This is a genomic window from Micrococcus sp. R8502A1, from assembly GCF_006704135.1.
Lineage (GTDB): Bacteria > Actinomycetota > Actinomycetes > Actinomycetales > Micrococcaceae > Micrococcus > Micrococcus luteus.
Genome location: NZ_VIGS01000033.1, coordinates 1 through 26,232, shown reverse-complemented (window position 1 = coordinate 26,232; position 26,232 = coordinate 1). Strand labels below are relative to the sequence as shown.

The window sequence follows — 26,232 nt, the reverse complement described above, 5'->3', positions numbered from 1 at the left end:
GCTCGGCGTGAGGCCCTGGCGGTGTGGGTGAACCACTACAACTACCATCGGCCTCATACCTCCTGCGGAGACGCTCCTCCGGCCTCGTTGGCCCCGGCCCGAGTCAACAACGTCATGACCTCTTACACCTAGTCATCGCCTGGGACGCTGTAAGCCCCACCCCGTACACTCGCGTCGTGATCACCGGAACTCTCAAAAACCAGGTTGACCGCGTCTGGGACGCCTTCGCCACGGGTGGCATCAGCAACCCTCTTGAGGTGATCGAGCAGATCACCTACCTGCTGTTCCTGCGTCGCCTGGATGAGGCACAGACGCAAGCCGAGGCCAAGGCGCGCCGCACGAACCAACCGGTGGAGACGACGATCTTCGACGCCGACCACCAGCACCTCCGCTGGCACCAGCTGAAGAACGTCGCCTCGGACGAACTCTTCGCCCGCATGGACCGCGAGGTCTTCCCGTTCCTGCGCCGTCTCGGCCAGCAGATTGGAGGGGAGGACTCCACTTACGCGCACCACATGCGAGACGCCCGCTTCACCATCCCCAACGCGCGCATGCTCGCCACCGCCGTGGATCTGATCGACAAGCTTCCCCTCACAAACCGGGACACCACCGGTGACCTGTACGAATACCTCCTCTCCAAGCTCTCCACCGCGGGACGGAACGGCCAGTTCCGCACGCCGCGGCACATCATCGACCTCATGGTGCGGATGACGGCGCCCACCCCGGAGGACGTGATCGTGGACCCGGCATGTGGCACGGCAGGGTTCCTCGTCGGCGCGTCGGAGTATCTGCGGGAGGAACACCCGGAACTTTTCTTTGACATGAACCAGCGGCTGCACTTCAACCGGCGCATGTTCCACGGATATGACTTCGACAGCACCATGCTGCGCATCGCCAGCATGAACATGCTCATGCACGGGGTGGAGTCCCCGGACATCGCGTACCGGGACTCCCTGGCCCAGGGTGCTAGCGACGGCGACGCTGGCAAATACAGCTTGATCCTCGCCAATCCGCCGTTCGCCGGGTCCCTCGACGCCGAGGGCGTCAGCTCTGACCTGCAGCGCGTGGTGAAGACGAAGAAGACGGAGTTGCTCTTCCTGGCCCTGTTCCTGCGGCTGTTGCAGCCGGGCGGTCGTGCGGCGGTGATCGTCCCGGAGGGGGTGCTGTTCGGCTCGTCTAAGGCCCACAAGGACTTGCGCCGGATGCTGGTGGAGGACCATCACCTGCAGGCGGTGGTGAAGTTGCCTGCGGGTGTGTTCAAGCCCTACGCAGGGGTCTCGACGGCGATCCTCTTCTTCCGCAACGACGGTCCCGGCAGCACGGACGACGTCTGGTTCTACGACGTCCGCGCCGATGGGTTCTCGCTGGACGACAAGCGCACGCCGGTGGAGGCCAACGACCTGCCGGACCTCGTTCAGCGGTGGCAGAACCCGGCAGGAGAGAAGGACCGGCCGCGGACCGCGCAGTCCTTCCTGGTGCCCAAGGCGGACATCGTGGAGCAGGGGTACGACCTCTCCCTGAACCGGTACAGGGAGTTGGAGATCGAGGAGGTCGAGCACCGGGACCCGCTGGAGATCCTCGTCGACCTCGAACAGCTCGACGCCGAGATTGCCGCTGGGACTGCGGAGCTCAAGGGGATGCTGCGGTGAAGACGGTGAAGCTGGGTGACATTGTTTCCCTTAAGTACGGGAAAGCGCTGAAACAGGGTGATCGCCGAGGGGGGCCTGTTGCCGTCGTGGGCTCCAGTGGCGTCGTGGGGTTCCATGATCAAGCCCTCAGTTCGGGCCCCGCGATTGTCGTAGGAAGGAAGGGGTCAATCGGGTCGGTCACCTGGGTGCCCGGTGATGTTTGGCCTATAGATACTGCCTACGAGGCGGTGCCTCTCGGGGAGGGCGTCGATCTTCGGTGGCTGTATTGGATCCTTAGCGCTCTCGGTCTCAAGGGAATGAATAAATCAGCGGCAGTGCCAGGATTGAATCGGGATGATGTGTATCGTCTCTCGATTAGGCTTCCTGATCTCAAGGAGCAAAGGCGCATTTCGGCGATTCTGGACCAGGCTGACGAGCAGCGGTCGCGCCGGCGGGCGCAACTCGAGCGACTGGCTGCTCTTGTCCAGGTGGCGTTCGCTGATCGCGTCCGGGAGGCCGGTCCCGGGCAGCCCCTATCGGAGCTTGCGTCTTTCGTACGAGGCGTCACCTTCAAGCCCGAAGATGTGGCTGAGTCAGGTGTCCCCGTGATGCGTACGAAGAATGTGCAGAAGCGCCTGGACAGTTCGGATCTTATTCGCATCCCGGCAGAGCTCATCAAGAACGAGGCAAAGTATCTGCAAGAGGGGGACACCTTAGTGTCCAGTGCGAACAGCTACAACCTCGTAGGAAAATGCTGTTTCGTTGACTCCCTGCCGGAGCCGTCGGCTATCGGCGGATTCGTTTCAGCGCTTCGTCCCGGCCCCGACGTCGACCCGACTTTCCTCTACGCCTGGTTCAACAGTGACAGAGTCCAAGCGACCGTGCGAAGCTTTGGCAATAAGACGACGAATATCAGCAACCTCGACATCAAACGGACGTTGCAGTTGCGTATCCCGGACGTGTCTCTCAATATGCAGAGAGAATTCGCCGCCGTCGTCGAGAAGATCGACGTGCAGCGAGCGCGTGTCGAGCGGGCACTGGCGTTGGAGGACGAGCTGTTCGCGTCGCTCCAACACAGGGCATTCCGCGGGGAGCTGTGAATCCGGCAGGATGACAGTGGGCGGCTCGGTGGTGAGCTGCCGGAGAGGGTGTTGATGGCAGGCAACATGGACTGGGTGGAGCGGGCGCTCCCCGTTGCTCACGAGGACGCTGCGCAGGCCGAGGGCTACATGAGCACCGACCCGCGCGCGGCCGCGTTCTATGCCCGGCGCTGCGTCGAACGGGTCGTCGAGTTCGTCTACGCCACCCATCGCCTCGAGGACCCGTACAAGACCGACCTCTCCGGCCTCATCAACGGGGTAGCCTTCACCGGCCTGGCCGGACGCCCGGTGGTGGACAAGCTCAACTTCCTCCGTAAGGCCGGCAACAACGCCGTTCACAAGGATTCCGTGCTGGATGCCCGCGCCGCCCTCACCATCCTGCGCGAGCTGTTCCACGTGCTCGTCTGGGCCGCGTTCCACCACGGCCCGCACCCGGAGGCCGTGCCCACCGGTGCGCAGTTCGACCACGCACTTGCCCCGCAGAAGGCCGCCATGAGCGTGGAGCAGCTCGACGCCGTGATTGCCCGGCTCAAGAAGCAGGACGAGGACAACGCCCGTCTCCGCGAGCAGAACGAGCAGCAGGCCGCCGCGTACGAGGCCGAGATCCAGGCCCTGCGGGAGCAGATCGCCGCCGCCCAGGCCGCCGCCACCACCAGCGAACTCCCCGACCTTCACGACTACGACTACGCAGAGGCGGAGACCCGCTCTCTCTTCATCGACCTCCTCCTCGCCGAGTCCGGGTGGCCCCTCGACCAGGCTCGCGACCGCGAGTACCCCGTCACCGGGTTGCCCACCCCCGGCGGCACCGGGCGTGTGGACTACGTTCTCTGGGGAGCCGATGGTCTGCCCCTGGCCGTGGTGGAGGCCAAGCGCACCACCAAGAGCGCGCTCGAAGGCCAGGAACAGGCCCGCCGATACGCTGACGCCCTTGAAGCGCAGTTCGCTCGCCGCCCGCTGATCTTCTACACCAACGGCTATGACCACTGGTTCTGGGACGATGCGGCCTTCGGCGAGGCCGGCGGCTACCCGCCCCGTGAGATTGAAGGGTTCTTCACCGCCGACGAGCTCGAGCGCCTCATCCAGCGGCGTACCGTCCGCCAGGACCTTACGGACGTGCCGGTCAACGTGGACATCGCGGGACGGCCATACCAGCTGGAGGCGATCTCCGCCGTCGGGCAGGCCCTCGCCGCCCGCCAGCGCGATGCCCTGCTGGTCATGGCCACCGGCACCGGCAAGACCCGGACCGCCATCGCCCTCGTGGACCAGCTGATTCGGGGGAACTGGGTCAAGCGGGTCCTGTTCCTCGCGGACCGGACGGCCCTGGTACGGCAGGCCAAACGGGCGTTTGCCGCGAACCTGCCGGACACCGCCGTCGTGAACCTGCAGGACGAGAAGCGCGGGGAGGGGCGGGTCTACACCGCGACCTACCCGACCATGCTCAATCTGCTGGAGCACGACGGGCAGGACGGTGGGACGCGGAGGTTCGGCGCCGGGTACTTCGACCTCGTGATCATCGACGAGGCCCACCGCTCCGTCTATCAGAAGTACGGCGCGATCTTCGACTGGTTCGACTCCCTGCTGGTGGGCCTCACCGCTACACCCAAGGACGAGGTGGACCACAACACCTACCGGCTGTTCCACCTCGAGGACGGGGTGCCCACCTTCGCCTTCGACCTTGAGGAGGCCGTGGAGCAGGGGTACCTGGTGCCGCCGCTGGGGGTGTCCGCGGGGACGGAGTTCCTGCGCCAGGGGATCCGTTACGCCGACCTCTCCGACGAGGAGAAGGCCGAGTGGGACGCGCTGGATTGGGGCGAGGACGGCCCCCCGGACAGCGTGGACTCCGAGCAGGTCAACAGGTTCCTCTTCAACGAAGACACCGTGGACAAGGTCCTGGAGCTGCTCATGGAGCGCGGTCAGAAGGTGGCCGGCGGTGACCGGCTCGGCAAGACCATCGTGTTCGCGAAGAACCAGAATCATGCCGACTTCATCGAGCGTCGATTCAACGCGCGGTTCCCCGAGCTGGGCGGGACGTTCGCACGGGTGATCACCAGCAAGACCGCGTTCAACGACGCACTGCTGGATGACTTCTCCGACTCGGACAAGGCCCCACATATCGCCATCAGCGTGGATATGCTGGACACCGGGGTGGACATCCCTGAGGTGGTGAACCTGGTGCTGTTCAAGGTGGTCCACTCCAAGACCAAGTTCTGGCAGATGATCGGCCGCGGCACCCGCCTGTGTCCCGATCTGTTCGGGCCCGGGCAGGACAAGAAGAACTTCACCGTCTTCGACTTCGGAGAGAACCTGCCTTACTTCAACCAGGATCTCCCCGAGCCGGGGTCCTCCGTGCAGAAGTCCCTTACCCAGCGGTTGTTCGAGGCACGGGCCGGGATTGTGGCGGCCCTGGATGCGCGCGAGGGCGATGGGGAGGCGGGCTCGGCCAGCGTCGTACGCCAGGCCCACGCCACCTGGCTGCACTCCTACGTGGAGGGCATGCCGATGCAGAACCTGCTGGTGCGCAAGCACCGGCGCCACGTGGAGCGCTGGTCCGAGCCCGATGCGTGGGCCGCGGTGACCGCCGAGGATGTCGACGAACTCGCCGACCATGTGGCCGGACTGCCCTCCACGCTGCGTGACCCGGACGAAGCAGCGAAGCGCTTCGACCTCGTGACCCTGCGCTGGCAGTTGGCCACCCTGGACGGTGATGCCGCCCTGGCGGAGCGTTGCCGCAGATCCGTCCAGGAGGTCGCGGGTGCGTTGCTGAGTCAGCTGGCTATCCCAGCCGTCAAGGTGGAAGAGTCCCTGCTGCGCTCCGTTGCGGAAGACCTGTGGTGGGAAGGCGCTGGCGTCGTTGACGTGGAGGCGCTGCGGGAGAGCCTGCGCGGACTGGTGGTGTTCCTGCCGAGGCTGAGCTCCTCACCGGTGTACACGGACTTCGTGGACACCCTGGGGGAGATCGACGAGGTGGTCGTGGTGCCGGCACGGCCGGGCATGAATTGGGAGCGCTACCGCGAGAAGGCCATGGCCTTCCTGCGCGCCGAGGAGGACACCCTGGCGTTGCGGAAGCTCCGCGGCAACCAGCCGCTGACGGCCACGGATCTCGAGGAGCTCGGTCGCATGCTGGTGGCGGCGGGCGGATCTGACCGGCCGGAGCTGGATTGGGTGCGTGAGCACGCCGGCGCCGAGCTGGGCGTCTTCGTGCGCAGTCTTGTGGGGTTGGAGCGGCGGGCCGCGGAAGAGGCGCTGGCCGCGTTCCTGGACGAGGGCAGGTGGACCACGCGCCAGATCCGCTTCACCCGCATGCTCGTGGACGACCTGGTGCGCAACGGCGTGGTGGACCCGGGTCGGCTCTACGAGGACCCGTATCTCGCACTGGGTGGCGTCGATGCCGTGTATCCGCAGGATGCTGCGGACGCCGTGGTGGCCGTACTGGCCGAGGTGCGGGCGCGGGCCGAGGTGGAAGCGGGGAAGGTGGCCTGAGGACGGACTACTTGCGGACGGCGCGCTGAGCGACCTGGGGCAACATCTGACCAATCTGTCTGAGCCCATCCGGACCAGTGATGGCGGCGACTGCGATGATGCCTGCTGTGCCAATGGGCTAGGCCCGTGGTGCTCAGGACCGCACGCATTTGCTCGTGGGCCAGACCGGCGAGGAAACGTTGGTTCTCGAGGTCTTTTTTTCGTTGGCCCGGTCAATGAGTTCATCCACCATCCTGGCCATCCGCCACACCTACAAGGAGTCGGGGCTGCCATCGCGGGCGGCAGCCACGCCGGAGCGGGTGCTCGCCTACACGCGGGAGCAGCACCACGTGGGGAAGTTCCCGAAGGAGCCCGCCCGCCACTGGCTGATCTTCATGGGGGAGGGCGGGCGTCGTTCTCGCCTCACCGCCGTGTACGAGAACCGCGGGGAGGCCGTGGCTGAGCGCACGGAGCGGCACCGGTACTACGACGTTGCGCCGGTGCCGCTGTTGGCCTCCCTCGAGGAGCGCCTGGTGGTGGAGTGGTCCGCAGACCCCGTGAACTGGGCCAAGCGCGGCCCCCTGGCGTCGCGGTTCCCCGTCCTGGAGATCGCCGACCCCACCACCGAGGCGTTCCCCGGCTTCGACCACGTGTTGCTCAGCTACGGGGACCTGCAGTCAATGGTGACCGAGACCCGCTACGCAGGCTGGCGCACCGCCCTGCAGGCCGTACGCGGGATCTACCTGATCGCCGACGAGACCGCGGGCCAGTGCTACGTCGGCAAGGCCGACGGCGAGCGTGGTGTGCTCGGGCGGTGGGAGGCCTACGCCCGTGACGGGCATGGCGGGAACGTCGCCCTCCGGGATGCCCTGGAGCTCGACCCCGCCCAACCGGAGCGGTACACGTTCAGCCTGTTGCGCGTGTTCGGCTCCAATACCCCGCAGGCCCAGATCGACGCCGCGGAGAAGCACTACAAGGACGCTCTGATGACGCGCCGGTTCGGGCTGAACCGGAACTGAACGGACGTCGTTGTCCTGGGGGAGAGAGCGAAGGGCAGACGGGGGGGATGGAATGCCCGCGCCGAGCCTCGGGGAGGAGGACAAGCGCGCCATCCCGGCACTGCAGCCACCGCTGAGTTCCTCGAATGTGACCGCCCACGAGCACACGGGGCACCAGCAAGCCGCCCGCATTGATGTCGTCGCGCGGGCCGAGGTCGTCGAGGCGGGCGGGTCAGGTCTGATGGGCGTGAACGGCCTCCCCGGAACCGGCAAGACGACGATGCTCCGGGGCATCCTGGCGTCCAACGTCGTCGAACGAGCACGCCGATTGTCGGCGTGTGAGAACCCATTCGACGCCCTCACCGAACGCACCCATGAGTGGACCGGCGAGGGCAGGATGCGACGACGGGCGCGCGAACTCCGGCCCGAGGTGGCTGGCCTCGAAAGGGTGGTGGCCTCGGCGAACAACGCGGACGAGGAGAACATCTCCGAGGAGATTCCACATCGGAGCGCCATCAAGGACGGCCGACACGTGGATGCGGACTACTTCGCCTGCCTGGCCACCGCCGCCTTGGGCGGAAGCGGCGGGGGAAGAGGACGCCCTGGGTGAGGACAGCTTGACGTCGGAGCAGCCGGGCGCCTCGGGCCTGGCCACTGCGCCGATGGCAACGGCACCGACTCCGCCCCGCTCCGCGCGCAGGCGGCCGACGAGGGGGTAGTGCTGCTCGGGGTCCTTCCGGAGGGGCCGGGTCGGCCCGGACCGGCCCGGGGCGCACGGGGCGCACGGGGCCGGCCGGACCGGCCTACGGATCGGACGGCTCAGCTCTGGGCCGACTCGACGTCCTCGTCGACCCAGTCGCGGGAGCGTTCCACGGCCTTCTTCCACAGCCGCAGGGCGCGCTCAGCCTCCTCCTCGTCCATGGTGGGCTCCCAGCGCTTGTCCTCTTCCCAGTTGGCCACGAGCTCGTCCTGGGACGCCCAGAACCCCACCGCCAGGCCTGCGGCGTAGGCGGCGCCGAGAGCGGTGGTCTCGATGACCTTGGGGCGCACGACGGGCACGCGCAGCAGGTCCGCCTGGAACTGCATGAGCAGCTCGTTGGCGACCATGCCACCGTCGACCTTCAGTTCGGTGAGGTCCACGCCGGAGTCCGCGTTCATGGCGTCCAGGACCTCGCGGCTCTGGAAGGCGGTGGCCTCGAGCGCCGCGCGGGCGATGTGCCCCTTGTTGACGTAACGGGTCATGCCCACCATGGCGCCGCGGGCCGCGGCGTCCCAGTGCGGGGCGAAGAGGCCGGAGAACGCGGGGACGAAGTAGACGCCGCCGTTGTCCTCCACGCCGGCGGCCAGGGTCTCGACCTCCGGGGCGCTGCCGATCATCCCGAGGTTGTCCCGCAGCCACTGGATCAGCGAGCCGGTGACGGCGATCGAGCCCTCCAGCGCGTACACCGGCTTCTGGTCGCCAATGCGGTACGCCACCGTGGTGAGCAGGCCGTTGTCCGAGTGCACCGGCTCCTCGCCGGTGTTGATCAGCATGAAGTTGCCGGTGCCGTACGTGTTCTTGGCCTGGCCGACCTCGAAGCACGCCTGGCCGAAGGTCGCCGCGTGCTGGTCGCCCAGGATGCCGGTGATCGGCGTCTCGCGCAGCAGCTGCTGGCCGGATACGGTGCCCACCTCGGCGGAGGAGCTGACGATCTCCGGGAGCATGGACATCGGGATGCCCATGTCCGCGCAGATCTCCTCGTTCCAGTCGAGGGTGTCCAGGTTCATCAGCATGGTGCGGGAGGCGTTGGTGACGTCGGTGACGTGTCGGCCACCCTCGCCGCCGCCGGTGAGATTCCACACGAGCCACGAGTCCGTGGTGCCGAAGATGAGGTCGCCGTTCTCGGCGGCCTCCCGGGCACCGTCCACGTTCTCCAGGATCCAGGCCACCTTGGGGCCGGAGAAGTACGTGGCCAGGGGCAGTCCGACGCGCTCCTTGTAGCGGTCCGCGCCGTCGTCGCCGGCCAGGCGCTCGCAGAGGTGGTCGGTGCGGGTGTCCTGCCACACGATGGCGTTGTACACCGGCTTGCCGGTGTTGCGGTCCCACACCACGGTGGTCTCACGCTGGTTGGTGATGCCCACGGCGGCGACGTCGTGTCGGGTCACCTCGGCGCGGGCCAGGGCCTCGCCGATGACCTCGCGGGTGTTCGTCCAGATCTCCACCGGGTCGTGCTCTACCCAGCCGGCGCGCGGGAAGATCTGCTCGTGTTCGCGCTGACCAGTGGACACGATGGCCCCACTGTGGTCGAAGAGGATCGCGCGCGTGGACGTGGTGCCCTGGTCGATGGCCATCACGTAGCGGGGGGTGGTCATGTCCTACTCCTTCGTAGGTGGTCACGGGGGTGTGGGGGTGGCGGGCACGTTCCCGCAGGGGAACGTGCCCGCCGGGGTTGGACGGGCAGACCGCTCAGACGAACAGCGGCGCGGCGAGGCCGGCCAGGGCGGCGCCGACGAGCGGGCCGACGATCGGCACCCAGGCGTAGCCCCAGTCCGAGCTGCCCTTGTGCCGGATCGGCGCGACGGCGTGGAACAGGCGGGGGCCCAGGTCTCGAGCCGGGTTGATGGCGTACCCCGTGGGGCCGCCCAGGCTCGCGCCGATCGCGACGACGAGCAGGGCCACCGCGAGCGGGCCGAGCCCGGAGGGGGTGGAGCCGAAGAGCAGGATCACGAACACCAGGACGAACGTGGCGATCACCTCGGTGACCATGTTCCACAGCGGGTTGCGGATCTCGGGGCCTGTGGCGAAGGTGCCCAGGATCGCGCCCTGGTCCGTCTCCGCCTGGTAGTGGTCGCGGTAGGCCAGCCAGGCCAGGGCCGCGCCGAGGAAGGCGCCGATCAGCTGCGCCGCGAAGTACGCGAGCGTGGTGCCGAGGGTCACGGCGATGCCGGGGGCGTACTCCTCGGCGCCGCTGACGAGCAGGCCGACGGTCACGGCGGGGTTCAGGTGCGCACCGGTCGCGGCAGCGACGTAGACGCCCGCGAAGACGCCCAGCCCCCAGCCGAAGCTGATGAGCAGCCAGCCTCCGCCGTTGCCCTTGGTCTTCGTCAGGACGACGTTGGCGACGACGCCGACGCCGAGCAGGAGGAGGATGGCCGTGCCGGCGATCTCATGCAGGAAGATCGTGCCCATGGACGGGCTCCTTTCCGTGGACGGGGGCGGCGTCGGCAGCTGCGAGCGCGGCGGCGGCGGTGACGTCGTCGTGGGCGGTCTCGCCGCGGAGGCGGGCGGCGACGAGGTCCTTGTACGCCCGGATCTCACCGGCGATGCGCTCTTCATCCCAGCCCAGCTCGGGGGCCACGAGGGACGCGATCTCCGCGGCCGCCGCGACGCCGCGGTCACGGACCTCGGTGGACAGGCGCGTGCGGCGCTCGATGACGTCGTCCAGGTGGACGACGCCCTCGGCCCGGGCCGCGTGGACGATCTCGGCGCGCAGGTAGCGCGGCGCTTCGGCGAGAGGGACGCTCAGGGACGGGTCTGCGTCGATCAGGTCGAGCACGTGGCGCAGCACGGTGCCGTAGCGGAACAGGAGCCGGTCCACGCGGGCCTCGTCCAGGCCGTAGTCGGCGGCGATGCGGTCCGCCTCCGCCTCGATCTCCGAGTAGCCGAGGCCGCCGAGCACGGGGATGCGCTCGGTGAGGCTGGGACGGGTCGGGTGGGTCTCGCGCACCACGAAGTCCACGACGTCCTCGGCCATGGCCCGGTACGTGGTCCACTTGCCGCCGGCCACGGCGGTGAGGCCGGGGGCCACCTCGGTGACGGTGTGCTCACGGGAGATCTTGGTGGAGCCGCCGTCGGACCCGGTGACCGGCTGCAGGAGCGGGCGCAGGCCGGCGTACGTGGCGATCACGTCGTCTCGCGTGAGGTCCTCCTTCAGCACCGCGTTGGCGTGCTCGAGGATGTAGTCGATGTCGTCCGCGGTGGCGGCCGGATGGGCCACGTCCTCCGCCCACGGGGTGTCCGTGGTGCCGATCACCCAGTACTCGTCCCACGGGATGAGGAACAGCACGGACTTCTCCGTCTTGGTGATCACGCCGGTGGCGGCGTCGGCGCGGATGCGGTCGCGGGGCACGGTGATGTGGGCGCCCTTGGAGGCGAGCACCTCGAGGCCGCCGTCGGCCTCGGCCAGCTCCTGCTGCTCCTGGGTCCAGACGCCCCCGGCCAGGATGACGGCGCGCGCGTGCACGTCGAACTCCTCGCCGGAGGTCTCCTCGCGGACACGCACGCCCTGCACACGGCCGTCGTCGCCGCGCAGGTAGCCGGTGACGGCGGTGTAGTTGGCGGCCACGGCGCCGTGGTCCACGGCGGAGCGCACGAGCATCATGGCCAGGCGGGCGTCGTCGAACTGGGCGTCGGCGTACTCGACCGCGCCGACGATCTTCTCGTCATCGAGGGAGGGGAAGGTCGCGGCCATGGAGCGGCGGCTGAGATGGCGGTGCGCGCCCATCGCGCGGCGACGTCCGAGCGACTGCATGGCGTCGTACATGGTGACCCCGGCGCCGATGAAGCCGCGGTCGATCACCTTGTGGAAGAACGGGAAGACGAAGCGCAGGGGGCGCACCAGGTGGGGCGCGGTCTGGGTGAGCAGCAGGTCGCGCTCACGCAGCGCCTCGTACACCAGCTTGACGTCCAGCATCTCGAGGTAGCGCAGGCCACCGTGCATGAGGCGGGAGGAGCGGGACGACGTCCCGGAGGCCCAGTCGCGGGCCTCGACGATGCCCACGTCGAGGCCGCGGGTGGCCGCGTCGAACGCGGCGCCCACGCCGGTGGAGCCGCCGCCCACGATCAGGATGTCGAGGGGGGCCTCCGGGCTGGTGGCCCGGAGGCGGGCGAGGTGATCCTCCCGCGTGGCGGCGGAGAGGGGGACGGTTCGCAGGGTCGGCATGGAGGGGTTGCTCCTTTATCGGTGGAGGCACAGTGTAGTGGCGTGGCTCACGATACCTGGTGTCATATCACGAGATCCGGTATCAGCGCGAGCCGAGGTCCATGATGTCACTCCCGGGTCGCGGGTATGCACGCGTCGGGTACGGTCTCGCGGAACCCGAGCGGCTCGTACAGGGGCACGTTGGCCCGCGTGGAGGTGACCCGTCTCGCACGGTCCCCGGACTGTGGCACCTCACCCTGTTCCGCTGGAACGAGGGCGGAGCGCCTCGGGCGACGCGTGCCCACGGGTGAGGCCCCGCCCCTACACTCCGACCATGGACATCACCGTCGGCGCCGTCGGCCGCGCCTCGCTCTCGGACTGGGAGCAGGAATGCTGCGGTGACCCGATCGCCGTGGGGGAAGTCCACGAGCTGATCCTGCTGCCCTCCCGGGGAGTGAGTCAGGCTGGGCCCCTGGTCTCTGCAGGCTGGGTCGTCACCCATCACGACGACGGCAGCCCCGCCGGGTCGATCCCGTTGCGTCGTGTGCGGGCCGTGGTGAGGGCGGCACACAAGGTGTGGCCCTCGGGGCGGCTCGCCGAGATCGACCGCGTCCCCGGCCACGCTGACCTGACGATCCTTGAGCCAGAGGAGGCCACCGGCCTCGGCTTGGGGGAGGTCGTCTACGTCGGCGCCTACGAGCCGGTGCTCCCCGAGACTCCCCGCCCTGACGAGTGGCTTCTCGACCTGGAGATCCTCGAGGACCTCGGTCCGCACACCTGGTGAGCCTCGCGAGTCCACCCCCTCACGGTCTCGAGCTGCATGGGGTGAGCGTAGAAGTCCGTTCGGCGGCACGGATTGCGCCCGACACGCCGACCTCGGTGCGCATGGATGCGAACGTTCACATCACCGCATCCCCACGCCTCTCCACGATGCGCACGTGGGGGATTTCTCTTTCGCCACGGGGCCCGAGGCGGTTCTTCCGGAGCTGACGTTGCCTTCGTCGTCATAGATGGCCCCTCACCCCCCGGTCGCTCGCGAGCATCGCGTAGACGAGGGTGTCCGTCCACTCGCCCTTGCTCCACAGGTCCTGCCGGTGGTGTGCCTCTCGACGCATCCCGAGCGTCTCGGCCAGTCGGGCGGACGCCGTGTTGCGGGCATCCATCTGTGCCACCACCCGGTGCAGGCCAGACGTCTCGAACCCCAGGTCCAGCAGCGCAGCCGCGGCCTCCCGGGCGAAGCCTTGACCGGCATGCCGCGGATCCAGTGCCCAGCCGATCTCCGCGACACCGCGCTCGCGGTCCGTCAGCCACAGGATCACGTCACCCACGGGGACGCCCGCGTGCTCCACCACCAGGGACACCGCCCCGGATGGGCCGCCGAGGTCGTCCCACGTGATCCGCTTGGCCAGCTTCGCCCGCGCGGTCGCCTCGTCCCAGGGCTCGTCCAGCAGGTGGCGCACCACCTCGGGCTGCGTGTACATCTCCTGCAACCAGCCGAGGTCGTCCTCCCGGTGCGGCCGCAGCGTCAGCCGCGCGGTGGGCAACGGCCAGTCAGGGGCGCGGCCGCCCGCAGCCGCGCCCTCCTTGCGCCCCGCCGGGGGCGGGGCGTCGACGTCGGCGGGGACCGGCGTCGTCGTGCCGGACGCCCAGTCCTGGCGCAACATTGCGTAGGCCACGGACGCGAGCGGCTCGCCGCCGTCCACGGGCCAGCCGCGCCGGTAGTGCGCCTCCTTGACCCAGCCGGCCCGGCGGAAGGTGCGCAGCATGGGGACGTTGTCCTCGCGGGTCTGGCCCTCGAAGCGGTCCACCGCAGGCATCGTCTCGAAGACGTGCCGGGTGATCGCGGTGAGGATCTGCGCGCCGAGCCCGCGCCCGCGGAACCGCTCCGCCACGCGCAGGTCGAACAAGGGGGTGGGGTCCGTGAGGTCCTCCAGGCGCACCACGCCGACGCGGCCGTGCTCGGGATGCTCGATCCAGAAGGTGCGGTGGTCCTCATCCTCCCAGGCGCCGCCATCGACGGCCTTCTCCGCCTCCGGCCGGGTGACGCGCGGGCGCGTGTGGAACGGCCACGCGTTCTCGGTGAGCAGGGCGACGAGCGCGTCCCGGTCGGCGCCTGCCGGGTCGAGTGGAGTGAAGGTGACGTCCATGGGGCCGAGAGTAGGGGAGGGGACGTCACCGCCGCCCGCTACCGTGGCCCCATGCCCACCCCTTTCGCCGACCTCGCCGCGCGCCGCGGCGTCGTCTTCCCGCTGCGCACCGAGCGCCTGACGCTCACCCCGTTCGCCGCCGACGACGCCCCTGCCGTCTTCGACTTCTGCTGCCTCCAGGAGGTCTGGACGTGGACGTCGGGGCGGGCTGGGTCCGCCGCCGAGCTTCGGGAGAGCTACCTCGCCGCCGGCGACCGACTGACGGTCCGCGCGGGCGAGGCGATCATCGGCGTGGGGAAGCTGGCCGTGCAGGACGCGTGGAGCCAGGGCGGCCCTCGCGAGGAGGCCCGCGACGCACAGGCGGAGATCGGCTGGACCATCCACCCGGCCCATGCCGGCCAGGGCTACGCCACCGAGCTCGCCGGCGCCCTGCTGAAGCTGGCCTTCACAGGCCTGGGCGTGCACCGCGTGGAGGCGGAGGCCTTCGCGGACAATGCGCCCAGCCTGCGCGTCATGGAGAAGGTCGGCCTGCGACACGAGGGCACCTTCCGGGAGGAGTCGCTGCACCTCACGCGCGGCTGGGTCGACGGCGTCACCTACGCGATGCTCGCCTCCGACTTCCTCGCGCGAGTCTGAGCTGCCTTACCCGCCCCACCCCATAAACGCCCATGTCAGAGCGGGGGCAACGCGGCGTAGCCGGTGTGCGCCGGCAGGTAGCGCCCCCTTCCGTCCCGCCGCATACCCCTGGGTGGACAACCCGATGCAGACTGTGACCGTCTCCTCCAGGAAAGGACAGGGCCATGGCACTCACCCAGCGCATCAAGGAGCTCCGCACCCGCAACGGGCTCTCCCAGGCCGCGCTTGCGGACCGGCTGCACGTCTCCCGGCAGGCAGTGACGAAGTGGGAGGCGGGACGCGGCATCCCCGACGTGGACAACCTGCGGGCGATGGCAGCCCTGTTCGGCGTCAGCGTGGACCATCTGCTGGACGGCACCGGGGACGGCGCGGCGCCCGCCGTGCTTCGGCATCCCGTGGACGTCGCCTCCCTTGAGCCGTACAAGCCGGCCGGTCGACCCCTGGGCGCGAAGAGTCACCGGGCCGTGCGCGACGCCTTCCCTGACGCGGCCATCTACCCCCTCGCGCGGATGCGGTCCAATAACCGGGTGCAGGAGTTCCTCGAGTGGGGGCTGATGCTCGCCTTCGACACCCCCTACGGACTCTTCGGTCTCAGCGACAGCCTCAGCAACCGGGACGCCTACTACCTGGTGGAGGAGAAGAACCGCCATGTGCTCGCTCGCGTCACGCCCCAGGCCGTCGAGGGCAAGGAGCTGCCGGAACCCGTCGAGGGTCGCACGTTCACCGTCGGGGCGGACCGGTTCCGTCGAACGAGCCGCCCCCTCTGACCTGGCTGGGGCCGGCGCAGTGCTCCTCCGGTCGCTGCCTCGGTTCGGGATGTGGAGGCCGAACGGATCGTGGTCCTGCGTGACTCCGAGGCGCTCGCGACCCTCGGCATCGACCTCGCCGACGCCTGGAGGAGGCCGGTGCGCACGGGCTGATCGACACCCGTCTCGCACGGCCCCCGGGCTGTGGCACCTGACCCTGTTCCGGCGGAACGAGGACGGCGCGCCCCGGGTGACGCGTGCCCCGGGCGGTGTCACTGCTGGCTCTGGAGCATCTCCTCTCTCCGTTTGCGGGGGAATCCCGCACCTGACCCGCACAGAGCCCGGCTTACAGCCGGTTTTCTGTCGAGGCAGGATGGCCCCATGACGCGCCTGCTCTCGGGGGACTCCCTCACGCTCGACCTCGCACCGGAGGACCCCGCCGACCTCCTCGCCCGCCTGCGCGCGGTTGGCGTCGAGATGAACGCGTCCGCCGAGCAGTTGATCGCCGACGCGTGGGTGCGCGTCGACGCGCCGATCCGAGTGACCGTCGTCGAGCGCACGCTCGCCGAGCTCGGCTTGCCCGACGGCGGCACCCTCCCCGAGCTGCGGCGAGCGGTTGAGGCGGCGGGCCTGCGGGAGTGCCCGCCCACCGTCGCCCCGCTGCTGCGCATGGCCACCCTGGACCAGGCGAACGCGCCGGACTCCGTGCTTCGGCACGGCCGCGCGCCCGACGGCTCCGCGCATGTGCTCAGCCCGTCCCTCGGCGACGAGCCCGGCGTGCACCGCGGCCTGTACCTGCGCGTGGTGGACCACGTCCCGAGGCTGCGCGGCTTCACGTGCGATGACCTCCATGTCTTTGGCCCCGAGGACCGCTGGATTCTGGCGCTGTGAGGGGGCGCGGCCGGGTGCCCAGACCGCTCCACCGGCCCGGCATCGGCACGGACTTCTCAGGTGCTACACTGAACCCACTACATCCCCCACGCCTCTCCACGATGCGCACTTGGGGGATTTTTCTTTGCCTGGCGCTGCTTCGTGCCGGAACGGGAGGGTGAAGTGGGACGGACCATGCGGGCACGGGGGTCGGAGACCTTCACGAAGCCCCCTCTCTCCCACGAGCGGATGCTCGAGCAGCTTGAGAGCCGGGGGCTCGTGGTTCCGGACCGGGACCGCGCTCTCCGATACCTGCGGCACCTCGGGTACTACCGGCTCTCCCCCTACACGATCCCCTTCCAGGCGGAGCGATCCACTCACACCTTCACCCCCGGTGCCGAGTTCGACGACGTCCTGGACCTGTACGTCTTCGATCGCAAGCTGCGGCTTCATTGCCTCGACGCCCTCGAGCGTGTGGAAGTCGCGGTCCGCGCAGCCCTGACCGACCACATGTCCACGACCTATGACGACGCGCACTGGTACATCGACGCCGCGCACTTCCGCGACCGACAGCGGCACGCTGACCTCCTCGACGTCGTCCGCCGTCTGGTACGGAGCCGGCTGCTGGGGTTGGCCGAGTCCGGTCATGACCGGATCCACCACCCCTCGGCGCTGGAGCACTACCTGATGACCTATCGGAAGCCGGAGCTGCCCCCGTCCTGGCTCATGGTGGAGTCCCTGACCATCGGGCAGCTGGCGGGCCTGTACCGCAACCTCGCGCGTCGCTCAGATCGTGTGGCGGTGGCGGCCAGCGTGGGGTCGACCGACACGGTGCTCACCTCGTGGCTGCAGGTCTACGTGCGCGTGCGGAACATCTGCGCCCACCACGGCCGCCTCTGGAATGTGGGCCTCGGCGTGACCCCCATGATCCCCAAGTCACCCGCCATCTCGTGGCTCTCCGGTGCCGAGGCCGTTCCCGAGGCGTCCCGCCAGCGTCTGTACCCGGTGCTCGTCTCGCTCCAGTCCCTTCTGGACACGGTCTCGCCGCGCAGCCGCTGGGCCGACCGCCTGTACGAGCTCCTGCATGACAGGCCCGAGATGAACCTCCACGGGATGGGCGTTCCGGTGGGCTGGTCCTCGGATCCGTTCTGGTCTCGTCACCTCCGATGAGCGCGGCCAGTGCGGGAGTCCTTCATCCCAGGGAGACGGCCGCGGCCCGCCGCCGTCGTCGGGAGGATCCGTAGGCTGGCGGCCCATGAGGATCGAAATGGAGAGGTTCCGCGTCCGCGCCGGCAAGGAGGAGCGTGCCCGCGAGTGGATCGCGTTCCTGCGGGAGAACCCCGAGGCGTTCCGCGAGACCGTGGAGCCCGAGCGGATGTACGTGGAGACGATCTTCTCCGAGACCGTCGGGGACGCCCTGTATCTGTGGTGGTACACCCTCCAGGGCGAGGACGGTGCCGAGCTCAGCGACTCCACCCACTGTCTCGACGAGCGCCACGCCGTCTACTGGCGCGAGTGCATCGACCCCGACGAGCCCAGCCTGCTGCTCATTCCCGAGGTGCACATGAGCCCCGAGCGGCTCGAGGATGCCATGCGGCCGCTGGGGAGTGAGGCGGGCGCGCAGAACCCGGCTGACAGCCGGTCCGTCTCCCCGGCAGGGTGACCTCATGACCCCCTCGCCCTTCACCGCGGTCGCTGGCACGTTCTACCGCGCCGTGGAGGCCCGGTTCGTCGATAGCGCCCTTCGCGGCTCCCGCTCCGCCGGTCGGTACTCGCCGCCGGACGCACCCACGCTCTACCTCAGCTCCTCACCGGAGGGAGTGGACGCGGCCATGGTTGCTCACACGGACGCGACCACCCCGCCGCGCGAGCTGCTGACCTTCGACGTCCACGCCGAACGGATCGTGGATCTGCGCGACGCCGAGGCGCTCGCGGCTCTCGGCGTCGACCTCGCCGCCGCCATGGCCCCGTGGAAGCCGGCCGTGGAAGTGGGGGAGGAGCCGTCGTCGTGGGCGGTCCGCCGCCGCCTGGAGGAGGCCGGTGCGCACGGGCTGATCGACCCGTCCCGCACGGCCCGGGCTGTGGCACCTGACCCTGTTCCGGTGGAACGAGGACGGCACACCCCGGGTGACGCGCACGTTGTGACGCGAACGGCTCCCCTCGGACGTTCAATCCCCGCGGCTACTCTGGCCCCATGTCCGCCATCTTCGACCACCTGCGTTCCGACGACGGCGAGCACGTCGGCTACATCGAGATGGTCGGTGACCTCTTCGTGCCGCACGACCTCCTCCACCGACGCCGAGGCGAGCCCATGGAACTGCACGAGGCTGAGGCTGTCCTCGACACGATCGGCTTGCGTGCTCTCGCTGAGGACTGGCTGCTCGACCCGGCCGACGGCATCGGCGAACCCGTGCGGGTGCGCATCCAGGAGGTCACGCGCACGCAGGTGACCATCGCACCCACGGTGGACGGCGCCGTCGGGGAGGTCGCCAAGAGCATCGACCCCGCCGCGAGCATCACCCTGACCCTGCCCGCGGAGCGGCTGCGCCCGGCGGGGTGAAAGGGGGCGCGAGAGGAGCTACGGGGCGTTTCGCGCACCAAAGATGCTCAAAGTTATGGCAAGCATAAGCGAACGATGGTTCATCGCTCCATAACTATGGATACTTATGGCATGGATCTTGGACCTCTCCTCGCCGCGGGCGAGACCCTGGACGTCGAATTCAAGCGACGGCTGGGGAAGGACGACCTCTACCAGGCCGTCGTCTGCATGGCGAACGGAACCGGGGGCCTGATCCTCGTCGGTGTTGATGACGACGGCACCGTCGTCGGGGCGACGGGGGACCACGGCGGCCCTGTGGACGCAGACCTCTTGGCTGGACGCATCCAGAACGGCATCGAGCCACCGTTGAGCGTGGACGTCGAGGTGGTCCCCTGGGAGGGCAAAGACGTGGCGGTCATCACCGTCCCCCAGGCGAAGTCCTCGTTCGTCGGTACGCGCAAGGGGCTGTTCGTCAAGCGCCTCGTGGGGCCGGACGGTCGCCCCGCGTGCATGCCGATGACACCGATGGACGTCCTGCGGGCCGGGTTCGACGGGATCGGGCTGGACTATGCCCGGGCGGAAGCGCGCGGAGCAGAGTGGGCACACCTCGATCCAGGCGAGTTCGATCGGTTCCGGCGGCTCGCCGCCCAGTCCGCCGGCGACAAAGGGCTGGCGGAGCTCGCCGATGCGGAGCTGCTGCGGGCGTTGGACCTCCTCACCCCCGACGGCGGCATCAGCCTCGGCGCGATTCTTGTCTTCGGCACGTCAGAGGCCCTGCGCCGGTGGGCGCCCACCGCAGAAGTCCTCTTCCAGGACTCCCGGCCCCATGGTCTAGAGGTAAACGAAGACCTGCTGCTTCCCCTGTTGAGTGCATTCGAGGAGATCGAGGCGCGCTTGGCACTGCGGAACTCCGTCACACCCGTAGAGGTGGGTCTCGTCCGTGTGGATGTCCCCCTGTTGTCAGAGAGTGTGCGACGCGAGTCGATCGCCAATGCACTGGTACACCGCGACTACGCCGAAGTGGGGCCGATTCAGGTGACCTTCACCGGGGCGACGTTCTCGGTCGCGAGCCCTGGCGGGTTCCCTCGCGACGTCTCACCGGTCAACATCCTGAATCGCTCGGCTCCCCGCAGCCCCGCCCTGGCGAACGTGTTCAAGCGCGCCGGTCTCGTCGAGCGCAGGGGAAAAGGCGTGCAGGACATGTTCGCCTCGCAGCTCCGCGCCGGCCGTGGCGCACCGGACTACGGCCGTTCCACGCAGCGGTCCGTGATCGTCGACGTCCCCTTGGATGACGAGGACAGGGAGTTGCTGATCTTCCTTGCCCGCAGGCAGAACGAGGGTCAGCGCGCACTGACACTGACAGAGCTGCGAATGGTCCACGAGATCAAGCACGGAGGGCCTGCCAGCTCGGCGGATGTGGCGGAGTGGCTTCGACTTCCCGTGGCGGACGTGCGCGGAGCGGCTACCGCGCTCGTCGAGGCCGGCGTCCTGGAGGCGCGTGGGAACGGCCGGGCGCAGCGGTACATGCTGACCGCGCGGTTCTACGAGCTGGCCGAAGACCGAGCCGCCTACCTGCGCCTGCGTCCGGTCGACCGAATCCAGCAGCGGCGGCTGATCGCTGACTACGTCCGCGAGTTCGGGTCCATTACCCGAAGCAAGGCCGCTGAACTGTGCCAGATCGCGCCCACGGCAGCGAGAGCGGTGCTCAAGAGCATGACGGAAGAAGGCCTCCTCGAATTGCGTGGGGAGCGGCGCGCAGCGCACTACGTGCTCCCGGGCTCGTAGCAGTGTGCCCGGCCGCGCGCGCCGAGGCGATCGCGCGGCTCAGCAGTGTCCGTGCACAATGATGGCTCTTACGCAACGATCGATCCATATCGTTGCGTACGATGCCCGTATGGGTACGGATCGGACTACCAGTACGGCCATCGGCTCGGAGGAGCGCCCCTGGACTGCGGACCCCGACGACGCCGGCATCCTTACCCGGCGCGCTCGCGTGCGCGCCTCGGGCCCGTATCGAGCCGCGCTCCCGGCCCGCATCGCCCGACTCGGGCTCGACCTGCCCTCTGATCTGGCGACCGAGGTCGAGGAGGCGACGGCCGCCGTCGTGCGCTTCGATGCTGAGATCAGCCACGCCCTCCCGGGGCTCACGGGAGAGATCGCCCCGATCGACGCGGTGCTCCTGCGCACTGAGTCCGCGTCCTCCTCGCGGATCGAGCACATCACCGCGGGCGCGCGAGCCCTCGCCCTGGCGACTCTCGGCGAACGCACCCTCCCGAACGCAGCGCTCGTGGCGGCGAACGTGAGGGCCATGGGCGCTGCTTCCCGGCTGGCTGCCGACCTGGACGAGCCCGCCCTGCTGGCCGCCCATCGTGCCCTCATGGACGGTCAGGAGCATGCCCGACCGGGCGCCTACCGCGATGCGCAGGGGTGGATCGGGGGCGGGGCGCCCACGCCGCACACGGCGCAGTTCGTCCCGCCCCACCCGGAGCGCCTGCGTGCCGGGATGGACGATCTCTTCGCCTATCTGCGACGCACGGACGTACCCGCCCTCGTGCAGGCCGCCATCGCGCACGCCCAGTTCGAGACCATCCACCCGTTCGCCGACGGCAACGGCCGCACCGGGCGCGTCCTCGTGCACGCCGTGTTGCACCGGGCCGGCGCGATCACCCGTATGGGGGTGCCCCTCTCCGCGGGACTCCTCACGGACACGGCCGGATACTTCGACGCCCTCACCGCCTACCGCGACGGCGACCCCGCGCCCATCGTGCGCCGCTTCGCGCAGGCCGCCCTGGCCGCCGTCGGCAACGGCCGAGAACTCGTCGCGGACCTGGACGAGGCCCTGACCGGCTGGCGCGAGCGGCTCACCGCCCGGCGGGACGCGGCGGTCTGGCGGGCGCTCGCGGTGATCATCGCGCAACCCGCCGTGACTGTGGACCATCTGGCTCAGGCGCTGGGTGTCTCGCGCCCGGCCGCCCAGCGGGCCGTGGACCAGCTTGTCGAGGCCGGTGTGCTGCAGCCGGTCTCCAGCCAGCGTCGGAACCGGGTGTGGCTGGCCACCGAGGTGCTCGCCTGTCTGGACGAGTTCGCCGCGCGTGCGGGCCGGCGGGGTTGACGGGGGCGGTCTACAGGGTTGACCAGCCTCAGTGCCGTATGTAGTGCCCCGGCCATCCGGGCGGGCGTCGGGTTGCGGGCGTCCATCTGCGCCACCACCCGGTGCAGGCCGTACGTCTCGAACCCCAGGTCCAGCTGGGACACCGATCCGGCAGGGCCGGCGAGGCCGTCCTCCCGGTACGGGCGCAGCGTCAGCCGCGCGGTGTGCAACGGCCAGTCAGGGGCGGGGCCGCCCGCAACCGCGTACTCCCCGCGCACCCCTGACCGGCACAGGACTCGGCTGACAGCCGTCCCGCATGCCCGCTTCGACAGGCGCCGGCATCTTATGCCCCTCCCCACCCGGCCCCTTCCGAGTCCGACACAATGCATACATCCATGCATGCATCTGATTATTCTGGCCCGCATGACTCCACTCTCCGACCCCTTATGGGGCAGTCGTGCCACGGCTGCCGGCCGCCTGGCCCACGACGTCGCCTGGCGCATCGTCCGCGGTGAGATCGCCGCGGGGGAGATGCTCACCGAGGTCCAGCTCTCCACGGAGGCCGGCGTCTCCCGGACGCCGGCCCGGGAGGCCCTCCTCCAGCTCGAGCGCTGGGGCCTGGTGCGGCTCCTCCCCAAGAAGGGCGCGGCCGTGCAGGCCCTCACGCCGCAGAGCGTGGCCGACCTCACGGCCCTGCGCGGCCTCCTCGAGTCCACCGCCCTCGCCACGGTCGCCGCGCGGCCCGACGCCGTCGGGCCCCTCATCGCCACGCTCACCGCCAACCTGGAGCAGCAGCGCGCCGCCCTGGACGCCGGCGACCTCGCGGCGTTCTCCGCGCTGGACGTGCGGTTCCACCGGGACGTGATCGCCACGTGCGGCAACGCCGCCTTCGACGAGGTCGTGCGCACCTTCGCCCCCCGCCTGGCCCGCCTGATCCACGCCGCCACCGGCGGATCCGTCGACGTCGCCCGCCGCCTCCTCGATGGGCACGCCGAGATCTGCGCGCAGCTGGCCGCCGGGCGCGCCGCAGACGCCCAGCGCGCCCTGCAGGCGCACCTCGACGCCGCGGGGAGCGGCGTCGTCCCCGGCCTGCCCCCCGTGGGCCCGTCCGAGGCAGGTGAACCCCGATGATCGAGGGTCTGCTGATCCTGCTGCTCTGCCAGCTGGCGGGCACGCTCGTGGCCGACACGCTGCACCTGCCGATCCCCGGGGCCGTGCTGGGCATGCTCCTGCTGCTCGGCCTGCTCGCGTGGCGCCGGCCGGCCGAGGACGCGCCGGTGATGACGGCGAGCCATCACCTGCTCCAGCACCTGCCGCTGCTGTTCGTCCCGGCGGGCGTCGGCGTCGTCGCGGTGCTGGGCCTCATCGGGGAACACCGGGCGCTGATGCTGGTCGGCTTCGTGGTGCCCTGGCTGCTGGGGCTGGTGGTCACCGCCGGCGTCGCCGCCCCGCTCGCCCGCCGCCTCACGGACAAGGAGGACGCACAGTGAACGCCGCCGAACTCACCGATTCCCTCGCGGAGGCCTGGGACGCGCTCCTGCACACACCGCTGTTCGGCATCGCGCTGACCCTCGCCGTCGCCGTGCTCTCCCGCCGTCTGTGGCTCGCCGCCCGGCAGACCGCCCTGCTCACGCCCGTGCTCGTGACGATCGTGCTGGTGGCCGCGTTCCTGGCCCTGACCGGCATCGACTACGAGACCTACATGATCGGCGGCAGCTACCTCACCTTCCTGCTCGGCCCCGCCACCGTGGCCCTCGCCGTCCCCCTGTACCGGGCCGGCCCTGACATCCGGAAGCTGCTGCTGCCGGTCGCCGTCGGGGTCACCGTCGGCTCGCTGACCGCCATGGTGAGCGCCGTGCTGATCGTGCGGATGATGGGCGGGGACGCCGCGCTGGCCGCCACGTTCGCCCCCAAGTCCGCGACGACGCCGATCGCCATGGCGGTGGCCGACGCCGGTGGCGGGATCGTCTCCCTCGCCGCCGTGCTCCCCGTGCTCACCGGCGTGCTCGGCGCCGTGCTCGCCCCCTGGGTGCTCGACCTGCTGCGCGTGCGCGACCCCCGCGTGCGCGGCCTGGCCATCGGCGTGAGCTCCCACGGCATCGGCACCGCCCGTGCCCTCGCCGAGGGGCCGAAGACCGGTGCGTTCTCCGCCCTCGCCATGGCCTGCTCCGGCGTGCTCACCGCCCTGCTGGCCCCGCTGGTGCTGGCGATGACGGGGTGAGGGGCCGGGTGGCCGCCCCCGGCCGGGCAGCCGCCTCGACCCGCTCCAGCCGCGGCGGCGTCCTTACCGTGTCCGCCCCGCCTGCCACCCTGGTCCTCTTCCTTCCCCGCGGGCCGTCCGCCGGCCCTCGCAGGCGCAGTGACGCGGCCCGGTCCTGCGAACGAGAGGACCCCACCCATGATGGGCCCGTCCCACGCGGCCACCGGCGCCGCGGCCTGGCTGGCGCTCACGCACTGGCAGTCGCCGATCGCCGTGCTGCACCTGCCCGCCGAACTCCAGCTGCTCGGCGCCGCGACCACCGCCGGCGCGGCCATGATCAGCGACTGGGACCACCCCCGCGCCACCGTCGTCCACGCCCTGCCGCCCGTGACCGAGCTGATGGCGCGCGGCATCCGCCACGTGGCCGGCGGGCATCGACGCGGCACACACTCGCTGGTGGGGATCGCGGCGTTCACCGCCGTCGCGACGGCGGCCGCCTCCATCCAGGTGCCGGTCGCGGGGCACGTCTACACGCCGGGGCAGGGGGTCATCGCCGCGTTCCTGGCGGCCGTGGCCGCCAAGGCCCTCCGACTGCTCCCGAACCGGGGATGGAGGGCCGCGTGGGCACTCGGCATCCTGGTCGCGGTGTCGGCGACCGTCCTCAGCGACGGGCTGTGGTGGATCCCCGCCTCCGTGGCCGTCGGCGTGAGCGTGCACATCCTCGGCGACGCCCTCACCAACAACGGGGTGGCCCTGCTCTGGCCGCTCAGCCCGGAGCCCCCCGCGCGCCTGTGGTGGTGGCAGTCCTCCGGACGGTTCCGGCTCCCGCTGCTCGGCCGAACCGGGTCCTGGCGGGAGTGGGTGCTCGTCTCGGTGGTCACCGCGTTCACCGTGGTGCGGGCCGTGCGGCTCGTCCCGCTCGCCGCTCGCGGGGTGGCGGCACTGTTCTGAGCGGCGGCCCCGTCATGACGCGATCCGCCGACCGTCCGCGTCCTCGCCACCGGCGGCACGATCGCCCGCGTCGCAGAAGACGAAGTGCGCGTCCAGCGCCGAGAGCGCGTGGTCCCACCCGACCCGCTCCTGCTCGAGCCGCACGTCGCCCTCGGCACGCAGCCGCTCCAGCGCGCGCGCCTCGTCCGAGGTCAGCGTGGCCAGCGCGCCACGGAAGGGCGTGGGATCCGGGACGCACAGGTCGCGGAACGCCTCGAGGGTCCGGACGTCCATGAGCACGCTGCGCAGCTGCGGCAGGCGGGTGCGGTACCGGTGGAGGATCGCGAAGCCGTGGGAGTCCAGGTCGCCCCAGTAGTGCAGCTCCGCGCCCCGCAGCCACGGCAGCACTGTTGCCGCGGTGTCGAAGCCCCGGCCCCACACGGCGACGGCGCCCGGGGCGTCCGGCAGACACAGCAGCGTCTCGCTGTTCTCCACCACGAGCACGCGCGCGGGCGCGATCGGCCACGCGGCGGCCTGCTCCAGCGGGACCTCCAGATCACGCAGTCCCTCCGGGCGCAGGGCCGGATCGAGGATGCGGACGCGCACCGTCGGGTGGGCGTCGACGATCCCGAGACCGCCCTCCTGTGGCGCGTGCAGCGCTTCCAGCAGGGTGCGGTGCGCCCCGAACCACTTCGAGTCGACCCCGCGGATCGGCAGCTGACGCGGCCGCAGGCCCTGCACGGGCGTGGTCCGCAGCCACTCCAGCACCGCGACCACGCGCAGGAAGTCCGGCTCGCTCAGGTCGGTGAGGCGCTGCGCGTGGCGCCGCAGTGCCGCGGCGAGTGTCAGCTCGCGGGGGTCGGCGGCGGCCTCGTCGTCGTCGTCCTGTGTCTGCGGGGCTGACCCCGCCCCACCCGCAGCCGACGGGCCCGACCCTGTCTCTTTTACACCTCTCCGAGCCCACGAGACGGAGCTACCTCTCGTATG

At 70.1% G+C, this 26,232-nt stretch carries 24 protein-coding genes and 1 pseudogene; 20 read left to right on the top strand and 5 right to left on the bottom strand.

What is annotated here, in order from left to right:
• From FLM69_RS07540 to FLM69_RS07515, 6 genes are all read left to right on the top strand, one after another.
• On the top strand, positions 1-132 hold a 132-nt coding region (locus FLM69_RS07540; protein ID WP_141843713.1), incomplete at its 5' end, for an integrase core domain-containing protein.
• Positions 133-176: 44 nt separating this feature from the next.
• Positions 177-1,649 carry a class I SAM-dependent DNA methyltransferase gene (locus FLM69_RS07535; protein ID WP_141843709.1) on the top strand — a complete coding sequence of 491 codons (1,473 nt, stop codon included), beginning with the start codon at positions 177-179 and terminating at the stop codon, positions 1,647-1,649.
• Complete coding sequence (locus tag FLM69_RS07530; protein ID WP_141843707.1) at positions 1,646-2,728, top strand: restriction endonuclease subunit S; 1,083 nt, start codon at positions 1,646-1,648, stop codon at positions 2,726-2,728. Before FLM69_RS07535 ends, FLM69_RS07530 begins: the two co-directional genes overlap by 4 nt.
• Before the next feature lie 54 nt (positions 2,729-2,782).
• Positions 2,783-6,208 carry a DEAD/DEAH box helicase family protein gene (locus FLM69_RS07525; protein WP_228070676.1) on the top strand — a complete coding sequence of 1,142 codons (3,426 nt, stop codon included), beginning with the start codon at positions 2,783-2,785 and terminating at the stop codon, positions 6,206-6,208.
• A gap of 215 nt (positions 6,209-6,423) precedes the next feature.
• Positions 6,424-7,206, top strand: coding sequence for a GIY-YIG nuclease family protein (locus FLM69_RS07520; protein WP_061867691.1), 783 nt, complete (start codon positions 6,424-6,426; stop codon positions 7,204-7,206).
• Positions 7,207-7,258: 52 nt separating this feature from the next.
• A complete protein-coding gene (locus FLM69_RS07515) occupies positions 7,259-7,795 on the top strand; it encodes a hypothetical protein (protein ID WP_061873093.1) in 537 nt (178 codons plus the stop codon).
• 209 nt (positions 7,796-8,004) lie between these two features.
• Here FLM69_RS07515 and glpK read toward each other — a convergent pair whose 3' ends face one another.
• The 3 genes from glpK to FLM69_RS07500 all read right to left on the bottom strand — a co-directional run bounded on the left by glpK (position 8,005) and on the right by FLM69_RS07500 (position 12,107).
• Positions 8,005-9,537, bottom strand: coding sequence for a glycerol kinase GlpK (glpK, locus tag FLM69_RS07510; protein ID WP_141843705.1), 1,533 nt, complete (start codon positions 9,535-9,537; stop codon positions 8,005-8,007).
• A 94-nt stretch (positions 9,538-9,631) separates the two neighbouring features.
• Complete coding sequence (locus FLM69_RS07505) at positions 9,632-10,354, bottom strand: MIP/aquaporin family protein (RefSeq protein ID WP_141843703.1); 723 nt, start codon at positions 10,352-10,354, stop codon at positions 9,632-9,634.
• Positions 10,332-12,107 carry a glycerol-3-phosphate dehydrogenase/oxidase gene (locus tag FLM69_RS07500; protein ID WP_141843701.1) on the bottom strand — a complete coding sequence of 592 codons (1,776 nt, stop codon included), beginning with the start codon at positions 12,105-12,107 and terminating at the stop codon, positions 10,332-10,334. Before FLM69_RS07500 ends, FLM69_RS07505 begins: the two co-directional genes overlap by 23 nt.
• A gap of 313 nt (positions 12,108-12,420) precedes the next feature.
• On the opposite strand from FLM69_RS07500, the gene FLM69_RS07495 reads away from it, so the two are divergent.
• Positions 12,421-12,870, top strand: coding sequence for a hypothetical protein (locus FLM69_RS07495; protein ID WP_141843699.1), 450 nt, complete (start codon positions 12,421-12,423; stop codon positions 12,868-12,870).
• A 220-nt stretch (positions 12,871-13,090) separates the two neighbouring features.
• Here FLM69_RS07495 and FLM69_RS11725 read toward each other — a convergent pair whose 3' ends face one another.
• Positions 13,091-14,233 carry a GNAT family N-acetyltransferase gene (locus FLM69_RS11725; RefSeq protein ID WP_135019598.1) on the bottom strand — a complete coding sequence of 381 codons (1,143 nt, stop codon included), beginning with the start codon at positions 14,231-14,233 and terminating at the stop codon, positions 13,091-13,093.
• A 51-nt stretch (positions 14,234-14,284) separates the two neighbouring features.
• Here FLM69_RS11725 and FLM69_RS07485 point away from each other — a divergent pair, with 51 nt between their 5' ends.
• The 13 genes and pseudogenes from FLM69_RS07485 to FLM69_RS07420 all read left to right on the top strand — a co-directional run bounded on the left by FLM69_RS07485 (position 14,285) and on the right by FLM69_RS07420 (position 25,266).
• The gene (locus FLM69_RS07485) at positions 14,285-14,869 is read left to right on the top strand and encodes a GNAT family N-acetyltransferase (protein ID WP_135019597.1); all 585 of its coding nucleotides are present in this window, start codon (positions 14,285-14,287) and stop codon (positions 14,867-14,869) included.
• 164 nt (positions 14,870-15,033) lie between these two features.
• Positions 15,034-15,636 carry a helix-turn-helix domain-containing protein gene (locus tag FLM69_RS07480; RefSeq protein ID WP_141843698.1) on the top strand — a complete coding sequence of 201 codons (603 nt, stop codon included), beginning with the start codon at positions 15,034-15,036 and terminating at the stop codon, positions 15,634-15,636.
• Between the two features lie 360 nt (positions 15,637-15,996).
• A complete protein-coding gene (locus FLM69_RS07475; RefSeq protein WP_135019596.1) occupies positions 15,997-16,506 on the top strand; it encodes a hypothetical protein in 510 nt (169 codons plus the stop codon).
• Positions 16,507-16,734: 228 nt separating this feature from the next.
• Complete coding sequence (locus FLM69_RS07470; protein WP_236601310.1) at positions 16,735-17,655, top strand: Abi family protein; 921 nt, start codon at positions 16,735-16,737, stop codon at positions 17,653-17,655.
• Positions 17,656-17,740: 85 nt separating this feature from the next.
• On the top strand, positions 17,741-18,148 hold the full coding sequence (locus tag FLM69_RS07465; RefSeq protein WP_141843695.1) for a DUF6176 family protein: 408 nt from the start codon (positions 17,741-17,743) through the stop codon (positions 18,146-18,148).
• Positions 18,072-18,497, top strand: a pseudogene (locus FLM69_RS07460) (RES domain-containing protein); the annotation flags it as partial. The gene FLM69_RS07465 and the pseudogene FLM69_RS07460, both read left to right, overlap by 77 nt.
• 182 nt (positions 18,498-18,679) lie before the next feature.
• Positions 18,680-19,045, top strand: coding sequence for a serine/threonine protein phosphatase (locus tag FLM69_RS07455; RefSeq protein WP_088477507.1), 366 nt, complete (start codon positions 18,680-18,682; stop codon positions 19,043-19,045).
• Positions 19,046-19,156: 111 nt separating this feature from the next.
• Positions 19,157-20,809: an RNA-binding domain-containing protein gene (locus FLM69_RS07450; RefSeq protein ID WP_141843693.1), complete on the top strand. Its 1,653-nt coding sequence runs from the start codon at positions 19,157-19,159 to the stop codon at positions 20,807-20,809.
• A gap of 109 nt (positions 20,810-20,918) precedes the next feature.
• A complete protein-coding gene (locus tag FLM69_RS07445) occupies positions 20,919-22,136 on the top strand; it encodes a Fic family protein (RefSeq protein ID WP_141843691.1) in 1,218 nt (405 codons plus the stop codon).
• Positions 22,137-22,538: 402 nt separating this feature from the next.
• On the top strand, positions 22,539-23,246 hold the full coding sequence (locus FLM69_RS07435; RefSeq protein ID WP_135019591.1) for a GntR family transcriptional regulator: 708 nt from the start codon (positions 22,539-22,541) through the stop codon (positions 23,244-23,246).
• The gene (locus tag FLM69_RS07430) at positions 23,243-23,605 is read left to right on the top strand and encodes a CidA/LrgA family protein (RefSeq protein WP_002855541.1); all 363 of its coding nucleotides are present in this window, start codon (positions 23,243-23,245) and stop codon (positions 23,603-23,605) included. The genes FLM69_RS07435 and FLM69_RS07430 overlap by 4 nt, the downstream gene beginning before the upstream one ends.
• Positions 23,602-24,336 (top strand): LrgB family protein, encoded by a 735-nt coding sequence (locus FLM69_RS07425; protein ID WP_135019590.1) that lies wholly within the window; start codon positions 23,602-23,604, stop codon positions 24,334-24,336. Before FLM69_RS07430 ends, FLM69_RS07425 begins: the two co-directional genes overlap by 4 nt.
• Positions 24,337-24,513: 177 nt before the next feature.
• Positions 24,514-25,266 carry a metal-dependent hydrolase gene (locus FLM69_RS07420; protein ID WP_135019589.1) on the top strand — a complete coding sequence of 251 codons (753 nt, stop codon included), beginning with the start codon at positions 24,514-24,516 and terminating at the stop codon, positions 25,264-25,266.
• Positions 25,267-25,278: 12 nt separating this feature from the next.
• Here FLM69_RS07420 and FLM69_RS07415 read toward each other — a convergent pair.
• Positions 25,279-26,232, bottom strand: a 954-nt coding sequence (locus tag FLM69_RS07415) for a Wadjet anti-phage system protein JetD domain-containing protein (RefSeq protein ID WP_141843687.1), incomplete at its 5' end; no start/stop codon positions are given.

Coding starts and splice junctions, on each gene's coding strand:
- FLM69_RS07475 (WP_135019596.1), top strand. CDS start 15,997: ATGACGCGCCTGCTCTCGGGGGACTCCCTCACGCTCGACCTCGCACCG.
- FLM69_RS07505 (WP_141843703.1), bottom strand. CDS start 10,354: ATGGGCACGATCTTCCTGCATGAGATCGCCGGCACGGCCATCCTCCTC.
- FLM69_RS07420 (WP_135019589.1), top strand. CDS start 24,514: ATGATGGGCCCGTCCCACGCGGCCACCGGCGCCGCGGCCTGGCTGGCG.
- glpK (WP_141843705.1), bottom strand. CDS start 9,537: ATGACCACCCCCCGCTACGTGATGGCCATCGACCAGGGCACCACGTCC.
- FLM69_RS07465 (WP_141843695.1), top strand. CDS start 17,741: ATGAGGATCGAAATGGAGAGGTTCCGCGTCCGCGCCGGCAAGGAGGAG.
- FLM69_RS07470 (WP_236601310.1), top strand. CDS start 16,735: ATGCTCGAGCAGCTTGAGAGCCGGGGGCTCGTGGTTCCGGACCGGGAC.
- FLM69_RS07435 (WP_135019591.1), top strand. CDS start 22,539: ATGACTCCACTCTCCGACCCCTTATGGGGCAGTCGTGCCACGGCTGCC.
- FLM69_RS07520 (WP_061867691.1), top strand. CDS start 6,424: ATGAGTTCATCCACCATCCTGGCCATCCGCCACACCTACAAGGAGTCG.
- FLM69_RS07480 (WP_141843698.1), top strand. CDS start 15,034: ATGGCACTCACCCAGCGCATCAAGGAGCTCCGCACCCGCAACGGGCTC.
- FLM69_RS07445 (WP_141843691.1), top strand. CDS start 20,919: ATGGGTACGGATCGGACTACCAGTACGGCCATCGGCTCGGAGGAGCGC.
- FLM69_RS07450 (WP_141843693.1), top strand. CDS start 19,157: ATGGATCTTGGACCTCTCCTCGCCGCGGGCGAGACCCTGGACGTCGAA.
- FLM69_RS07455 (WP_088477507.1), top strand. CDS start 18,680: ATGTCCGCCATCTTCGACCACCTGCGTTCCGACGACGGCGAGCACGTC.
- FLM69_RS07515 (WP_061873093.1), top strand. CDS start 7,259: ATGCCCGCGCCGAGCCTCGGGGAGGAGGACAAGCGCGCCATCCCGGCA.
- FLM69_RS11725 (WP_135019598.1), bottom strand. CDS start 14,233: ATGGACGTCACCTTCACTCCACTCGACCCGGCAGGCGCCGACCGGGAC.
- FLM69_RS07525 (WP_228070676.1), top strand. CDS start 2,783: ATGGCAGGCAACATGGACTGGGTGGAGCGGGCGCTCCCCGTTGCTCAC.
- FLM69_RS07500 (WP_141843701.1), bottom strand. CDS start 12,107: ATGCCGACCCTGCGAACCGTCCCCCTCTCCGCCGCCACGCGGGAGGAT.
- FLM69_RS07495 (WP_141843699.1), top strand. CDS start 12,421: ATGGACATCACCGTCGGCGCCGTCGGCCGCGCCTCGCTCTCGGACTGG.
- FLM69_RS07430 (WP_002855541.1), top strand. CDS start 23,243: ATGATCGAGGGTCTGCTGATCCTGCTGCTCTGCCAGCTGGCGGGCACG.
- FLM69_RS07485 (WP_135019597.1), top strand. CDS start 14,285: ATGCCCACCCCTTTCGCCGACCTCGCCGCGCGCCGCGGCGTCGTCTTC.